A 2135-nucleotide genomic window follows, 5' to 3' on the forward strand; every position below is an offset into this window, starting at 1 on the left:
GTGCCGGGGTGCGTGGGGTCTTAGCCCCGGGCGGGGGCTTTTTTGCCTCGACCGCTGGGACGCGAGACGGCCGCGAACGGGTTGCTCGTCACCTTCGACTGACTTTCACTGTGCCATAGGGCAGGTTTGTGCCTGGTGGACGGTGACAGCGCCGAAGGGGCGCTTGCCGGCGGTGGGGGCGAGCATTCTTGTTGTGTCAGGCGCCCATGGTGAAGGTGTCGGGGTCGGGGCCGATGCGGCCGCCGTCGTCGAGTGCGTCGATCGCCGCGGTCTGCTGATCGCTCAACTCGAATCCGAAGACATCGAAGTTGGCGACGATACGTGACGGCGTCACCGACTTCGGGATCACGACATTGCCGAGCTGTAGGTGCCACCGGATGATCACCTGTGCGGGTGTGCGGTCGAGTTCGGCCGCGATCGCGGTGATGGTCGGATGATCCAGCAGCGTGCCCTGGCCGAGTGGCGACCATGCCTCGGTGGCGATCGCGTGCTCCGCGTGGAAAGCGCGCAACTCCCGCTGCCCGAGGCGCGGATGCAATTCCACCTGATTCACCGCGGGGATCTCGCCCGTCTCGGCGATCACTCGCTCGATATTCGCGATCGTGAAATTCGAGACGCCGATCGAGCGGATCCTGCCGTCCTGTTTCAACGCCTGGAAGGCACGGAAGGTGTCGACGAACTTGTCCGCCACGGCAATCGGCCAATGGATGAGATATAGATCCAGATAGTCGAGGCCGAGCAGTTTCATGCTCTCGTCGAAAGCACGCAACGTGGTGTCGTAGCCCTGCTCCGAATTCCACAGTTTCGTAGTGACGTACAGTTCGTCACGCGGCAGGCCCGACTCGCGGATCGCACGGCCGGTACCCTCCTCGTTCCCGTAGATGGCGGCGGTATCGATACTTCGATAGCCCGCCTCCAGAGCGTTCTTCACCACCGGATAAGCCTCGTCGGAAGGGACTTGGAATACGCCGAACCCGAGCTGCGGAATCACGTTCCCGTCATTCAGCACGATCGGGGGGACGGCGGAGGTCTCGCTGCGGAAGGTCACCCGTCCGACCGTAGAAGTGCCGACGCCAACCGTCAACGAAGACCCGGTGCGTGTTGGTCGCTACGGCGCAGGTCGAACGCTCGAGCCGGGCGCATCCCGGGCCGAAAGCGGCCTTCCCCGGCGTCGCGCGCGGTGTTCGTCACATCTCGGCGAGTCAGGCCGCGCCGGACGCCGATTCGCGAAGCGGCGCGCGTCGGTCACCCCGGGTGCGATTGTGTCGCGGGCAGGCCGAGGCGGCGGTAGCGGGCGGCGCGGCTGCGGCGCAACGTTTCCGGTGTGCGGTCGGCGAGCGCGGTCAGTTCTGTGGCGATCGCGGTCACCATGCGGTGGGCGAACTCGTGGGGTTCCGCGGCGGCGTCGGGGTGCTCTTCGACGATGCGGTCCACGATGCCGTCGGTGTGCAGGTCGGCGGCGCTGATGCGTTGAGCGGCGGCCAATTCGGGGGCGTGATCGGTGTCGCGGTAGACGATCGCGCTTGCGCCCTCCGGTGGTAGCGGGGCCAACCAGGCGTTCGTTGCGGCGAGTACGCGATCGGCGGGGAGGAGGGCCAAAGCGCCGCCGCCGGTGCCTTGGCCAAGGAGGACCGAGATCGTCGGGGTGTTCAGGGTTACCAGATCGGCTATGCAGCGGGCAATCTCGGGGGCAAGGCCGCGTTCCTCGGCCTCCTTCGACAGGGCGGCGCCGACCGTGTCGATCACCAGGACCAAGGGGAGGTGCAGTTCCTGGGCCAAGGCCATGCTGCGGCGGGCTTCTCGTAATGCCGCGGGGCCCATGGTGTTCTCTTCGTGTTGGGTGGAGCGGTCGTGGCCGAAGACTATGCAGGGGTGGCCTCGGAATCTTGCCAAGGCGTGGACGACGGTGCGGTCGGCTTCGCCTTGGCCGGTGCCGCTCAGGGGGACTCGGTGGGTTGCGTGGCGTAGGAGGTCTCGGAGGCCCGGGCGATTTGGACTGCGCGATGCTTGTACAGAACGCCAGGCTGTGTCTATTTGCGGCGCCTTCGGCGCCGCGGGTTCGCGGCCCTGGGGGTCTCGCGTCCCAGCGGTCGATACTTGCTCCTGCGTCGCATCGTCTCGACCGCTGGGACGCG

General features: G+C 66.7%; 2 protein-coding genes. Both read right to left on the minus strand.

Annotation, left to right across the window (positions count from 1 at the left end; all coding sequences use genetic code 11):
* Positions 1 to 196: 196 nt before the first annotated feature.
* Positions 197 to 1048, minus strand: a complete 852-nt coding sequence (locus IT779_RS35585) for an aldo/keto reductase (RefSeq protein ID WP_196153889.1) — start codon at positions 1046 to 1048, stop codon at positions 197 to 199.
* A gap of 197 nt (positions 1049 to 1245) precedes the next feature.
* Positions 1246 to 2135 (minus strand): carboxyl transferase domain-containing protein (locus tag IT779_RS35590; protein ID WP_332839110.1); only part of this gene is annotated, 890 nt, incomplete at its 5' end.

The sequence above is a fragment of the Nocardia bovistercoris genome, from assembly GCF_015674855.1.
In the GTDB taxonomy this organism is placed as follows: Bacteria; Actinomycetota; Actinomycetes; order Mycobacteriales; family Mycobacteriaceae; genus Nocardia; species Nocardia bovistercoris.